A 4,867-nucleotide genomic window follows, 5' to 3' on the forward strand; every position below is an offset into this window, starting at 1 on the left:
GATCGGGTTGAGATGACCAATCATTCCAAGCGCCATCGACTTTATTATAGTCGGCAACAGGGTCGTATAACGCGCCCCCTTCAAGGCCAAGGTCTCGCGCTTCGGCTTTGCCCATCGCGGCGAGCAAAGTGAACCCGGCCACATAGGCATTGCGGCGTGCAGCAACGAGCTGAACCTTGCTGTTCAGCAATTCCTGCTCAGCGTTCAAAATGTCCAAGATTGTGCGATTACCTACCCCGTTTTCGGCGCGGGTGCCTTCAAGTGAGAGTTCGTTCGCTGATACAGCGCGTTCGGACGCTGCGATCACATCAAGCGCCGCACGCCAGCTTGCGAAAGAAGCGCGGGTTTGCGCAATTGCCTCGCGCTCCGCAGCAATCTCTAGTTCTTGGGCTTGGCCAAGGCGGGCTTGTGCCTGACGGATTTGCGCAGCGGGTTGCCCACCTTGATAAAGCGGCAGAGTTGCGCGGACACCCGCCTGCGCACTCAGCGCGCTATTGTCAGCTCTAAACCCGGGAATATTTGATGAGATCGAACCTAAGGCGTTACTATAGGCAGGCGAGGTAAAAACACTTACCGAAGGAAACCGAGAAGCGTTTGCAGCGCGACGATCAAAGCCTGCAGCTTGCCGCGACTCGCGTGCAGCGATCAGGTCGGGGTTGCTCTCTAGTGCGACTGTCACCGCACCGTCGGGTGTCGACGGCAAATTGGGCAATGGCGGCGGTGCTTGAAGTTGCCCAGGCTCGCGGCCTACCAGTTGGATATAGACTTCTTTCGAACGGATGAGGTTTGCCCGTGCCGTTTCCATGTTGCTTGTGGCAAGCGCCAGTCGCGCTTCTGACTGGGCAACGTCCGTGCGGGTCAGGTCGCCGATTTCGAAACGGTCGCGTGTGGCATCAAGATTGACCGATAGCACGCCAACTTGGGCGCGGTTTAGGTCTACGATAGATTCATCGCGGATGACATCCATGTAGGCACCGACGACTGCTGAGAAGATTGCGCTTTCGGTGCCACGCAAATTTGCGAACCCTGCCTCGACCCGGTTTTCTGCTGCGCGAACGGCGTTTTTAATGCCACCGCCGGCGTATAACGGTGCGGAAATCGTGCCGTTAATGCTTACGCCGCGCGCTTGAACAACCGATGCGCCGCTATCCTGAAGAACATTTTCAACATATGTCGGCTGCACTGTCATGCGCGGCCGGCCATTGGCTTTTGCCAATGGTACACCTTCATTTGTGGCGCGCTGTCCTTCGCGGGCCGCTGTAAGGTTAGGGTTGGTTTCATACGCCGAAACCAACGCATCACGAAGGGTGTCCGCTGCCGCAGGTGCGGCTAAGCCGGTCGACGCAAGCAGCGCTATTATAATGAAGCCCCGCCCGCTCAAAACACGAACTCCGGCTTGCGGGCAAAGCCCGGGATGGCAGCTATTTCACTGTCGGCAAATGACTTCAATGCGACTTTTCCTTTATGGACATAACCTTTGGCTAATCGGGTCACAGCGCCTTCTATAACGCCAGTGACCATGCGCGCGCCTTCGGCTGCCAAGCCCAGCAGAACGGGTGGCAGTTCTTCTGCCGCACCATCGATAATGATGAGTGAAAATGGTCCACCAGTCTGCGCTTGGCTTAATCTGTCCGAGGCAACAGCCGTGATAGTTTGTACCCGCGACTTTAAAATGTCAGCGACGTAGCCATTATCTTTCCCGACGAGCAACACGACATCGTCCGTGCGCACTTCTGCTGCCTGAAGCAGCATTGCTGTCGATACGGCGGGATTCAGTATCGAGCCGTCATCCAACAGGATCGAACGGTCCATATAAGCAGTCGTCCTGTGGGCTGCAGGCACATAATCCTCGCGCGGCACGGTGCCCATCGCAGCGACCACCCATGCGTCATTTACGCCGCTGGTGCGTAACTGGCTATCCACCATTGCGCGACGCATATCTTCGAAAATTACTGATTCCATCGGATATTTCCATTAATCTTTCGGCCGTGTGGCACGGCTGTGTTGCAAACACAATACAGCCTTTGATATGTTCTCTACCGAGCCTTGTGCCTCGCGCCAAGCAGGATTCAGACGAACGCCCTATTTATGGTTGCAAATGACAACTTTTTCCATGGCTTGTGGCGCACATAGCACAATGGCACAATTTGCTTACCAGATTGCCGGTTGCATTGAATTGGGCAAGTCGCTAAACGCCCGCCTTCACCACATGATGGCATGCTGATCTGGCAAGTTGTTGTTTAGGGGCCCGATGGCGGAGTGGTGACGCAGAGGACTGCAAATCCTTGCACGCCGGTTCGATTCCGGCTCGGGCCTCCAAACACCTCACAGCTAAAACCCCGCTGACATTTTTCAATCATAAACCCCGCGTTCCTAAGCGCCTCCGGCCTAGCTGCAGGCAATCCAAAGTCTCTGCGGAGACCAAAAGAGGGCCAAACCGCCTTGATTTGACCCTCAGTCTCTACGCGCGATAGCCCGTGACACTTATGGAAGTTCGCGCATTCTAGGCAGCATGCTTCATGCCTAAAAACTTCCTCTGACCTTCCCAGTCCAGAGGTATATCGCGAGACAGAAGCTTCTCGGGATCAAGCCCTAAAGGTGCAGTTCCAGTAAGAAGCGCTTTCTGGATATCAGGCGCCAATAGCCCTATCGCAATGCGCTCGCGGGTCCATTCATTGACCGGCGTGGACATGTGCTCGTGCATCTCGGGATGAAGTGGTGAGGCGTTCAACTCCGTCAGCTTGCGGTGCGAGGTTCGTACCAGTTCGGCTAAAACTCTTTTCTGCTCGGGCGCATCCAAAAAGCTGTCGGTGGACCGCACCGACTTGCCACGTCGTACTGGCCGCGCATCTAAGGACAGCACGAGATCGTCATCGTGTATCTTTGCGGCCAGATCGATCTGCTGTGCTTTGGCAAGCAGCGTGTCCTCGCATGCGTTAGTGTCAATCAACGCCGCAACTTCCAACGTCACGGTCAGCTTGTTGGAGGAGAACATGACCCTCTTAATGGCGTCGAAGATCTCGGAAGTAGCAATGCCTAGGGGAAGAAGAGAGACGAGCCGATCCTGCAAAAATCGTTCTGTCCGCTCTGCCGACAGCCTGTCGCCAAGGGGAGTTGTACTTCCAGCTTTGAGCCTACCGAGCGGAAGCAATGTGTCGCTCACATAATAACGATATATCTTCTTGCCCCGGCCGTAGCCAAAGTTTGGCCGCATGGGTTTACCTTGGGCATCAAAGATTTTGTTGTGAAGCGGGCAGGCTGCAGAGCGCGTTTGCCTATTCACAAATTTGTGGTGGTTCGCAGCAAGTCGTTCTTGCACTTGCTGGAACAGATCAGCCTCAATGATGGCATCATGCTCGCCGGGATAAGACTTATCCTTGTGGGTTATTTGGCCCAAGTAGATACGATTGCGCAGCAGATAAGAGAGCCCGCTTGGGTCATAAAGATACCCACCTCGTTCCTTCCCGCTTCGCGCTGTCCATCGTTTGGATCGGATGTTGTTTTGGGCAAGATCTTTGGCGAGAGAGATGAGGGAGTTTAGCTCAAGATAGCGTTTGAAAATGTAGCGGACCTGTTCCGCCTCTACCGGGTTTACATTCAGCTTACGGTCTCCGAGGTCATAGCCTTTAGGGATGCTCCCGCCCATCCAGATACCCCGTGCCATGGATGCGGCAATCTTGTCCCTGATTCGCTCGCCTGTGACCTCGCGTTCAAACTGTGCAAAGGACAACAGGACATTGAGTGTAAGCCGGCCCATGCTGTTGGTTGTGTTGAACGCTTGGGTCACGCTCACAAAGGACGCGTTATTGTTGTCGAACGTTTCAACAATGCGGGCAAAGTCCGTGAGGCTTCGGGTCAACCGGTCCACCTTGTAGACCACGACGATATCTACCTGGCCTTTTGAAATCTCGCCAAGAAGCTGTTTAAGCGCTGGTCTCTCCATATTGCCGCCCGACCATCCGCCATCGTCATAAACTTGCGGCAGGCATTCCCAGCCTTCACCAGCTTGGCTTTGGATATACGCCTCGCAGGCGGCACGCTGTGCGTCGAGACTGTTGAAGTTCTGCTCAAGGCCTTCATCGGTTGATTTGCGGGTGTAGATAGCACAGCGGAACTTTGTCTTTGCCTCGGTCATCTTACGTTGACACCCCGCAGGCCAAAGAAGCGCGGCCCGTTCCACCTGCGCCCAGTTATGTGTCGCGCAACTTCTGAGAGGCTTCCAAAGGTCTGCCCCTCAAAGACCACGCCGCTTTCGATGACGACCACCTCGTAGCGGCGGCCCGCCCATTCGCGCGCCAATCGCATGCCTGGCTGGGCAGCAGGCCGCAGGACGTTTTGCTCCTTCGCGAGTATCCGCCGCGTAGCAGCATCTAGGTCGCCGAATGCTTCCGCCTGGATGCGCCAAGCTAACACCCGCCGCAACAAATCTGCCGCTCGATGCTTAGGCGGCGGACCATAGCGCTCCTGCCATTCTGCTCGAAGGTCCGCTAACGACATATTAATAAGCTCGGCGACGACAGCTGTGGCCTGCTTCTTGCGGCTTGATGATTTTAACATAGGTGGTCTCCGATCGCAGCCGGCCCAATGACTGCTGCCACCACCTAGAGCCCCCCGGTTAGAGCCGGCAGGGCAAGCCGCTTCGATCAGTACCGAAGCGCAATGTGCTGTTGCTCGTATTTAGAACGCAGTCCAGTCGAGTTTGCATTAAAAGTGGATGCGCGGGACTGTGAAGGTTGGGTGTATGCAGTGCCCGTCGTTAACCCCCCGGCTAAATTAGGCCGCTCGTGCCAATGGCAGCTTTGCGCCCTATTCTGTTGAAAAACTCCGCTTGAAGAGGGGAGTATGTTCTGATTCAACGTAACTGTAG

General features: G+C 55.4%; 4 protein-coding genes and 1 tRNA gene. 1 reads left to right on the forward strand and 4 read right to left on the reverse strand.

Annotation, left to right across the window (positions count from 1 at the left end):
• Together ACIQ2T_RS11930 and ACIQ2T_RS11935 are read right to left on the reverse strand one after the other, a co-directional pair.
• The coding region (locus ACIQ2T_RS11930) for a TolC family outer membrane protein (RefSeq protein WP_397591008.1) at positions 1–1,381 on the reverse strand (1,381 nt) is incomplete at its 3' end.
• Positions 1,378–1,962 carry a protein-L-isoaspartate O-methyltransferase gene (locus tag ACIQ2T_RS11935; RefSeq protein ID WP_397591009.1) on the reverse strand — a complete coding sequence of 195 codons (585 nt, stop codon included), beginning with the start codon at positions 1,960–1,962 and terminating at the stop codon, positions 1,378–1,380. The genes ACIQ2T_RS11935 and ACIQ2T_RS11930, both read right to left, overlap by 4 nt.
• Positions 1,963–2,245: 283 nt before the next feature.
• On the opposite strand from ACIQ2T_RS11935, the gene ACIQ2T_RS11940 reads away from it, so the two are divergent.
• Positions 2,246–2,319: transfer RNA gene (locus ACIQ2T_RS11940), tRNA-Cys, on the forward strand.
• 184 nt (positions 2,320–2,503) lie between these two features.
• On the opposite strand, the gene ACIQ2T_RS11945 is transcribed toward ACIQ2T_RS11940, so the two are convergent.
• Together ACIQ2T_RS11945 and ACIQ2T_RS11950 are read right to left on the reverse strand one after the other, a co-directional pair.
• Positions 2,504–4,135 (reverse strand): recombinase family protein, encoded by a 1,632-nt coding sequence (locus tag ACIQ2T_RS11945; protein WP_397591010.1) that lies wholly within the window; start codon positions 4,133–4,135, stop codon positions 2,504–2,506.
• A complete protein-coding gene (locus ACIQ2T_RS11950; protein WP_397591011.1) occupies positions 4,132–4,557 on the reverse strand; it encodes a DUF2924 domain-containing protein in 426 nt (141 codons plus the stop codon). Before ACIQ2T_RS11950 ends, ACIQ2T_RS11945 begins: the two co-directional genes overlap by 4 nt.
• Between the last annotated feature and the right edge of the window lie 310 nt (positions 4,558–4,867).

The organism is Sphingorhabdus sp., assembly GCF_044357595.1.
Lineage (GTDB): Bacteria > Pseudomonadota > Alphaproteobacteria > Sphingomonadales > Sphingomonadaceae > Sphingorhabdus_B.

Bases quoted from the DNA above. Each gene is read 5' to 3' on its own strand.
- ACIQ2T_RS11935 (WP_397591009.1), bottom strand. From the start codon at position 1,962: ATGGAATCAGTAATTTTCGAAGATATGCGTCGCGCAATGGTGGATAGC.
- ACIQ2T_RS11945 (WP_397591010.1), bottom strand. From the start codon at position 4,135: ATGACCGAGGCAAAGACAAAGTTCCGCTGTGCTATCTACACCCGCAAA.
- ACIQ2T_RS11950 (WP_397591011.1), bottom strand. From the start codon at position 4,557: ATGTTAAAATCATCAAGCCGCAAGAAGCAGGCCACAGCTGTCGTCGCC.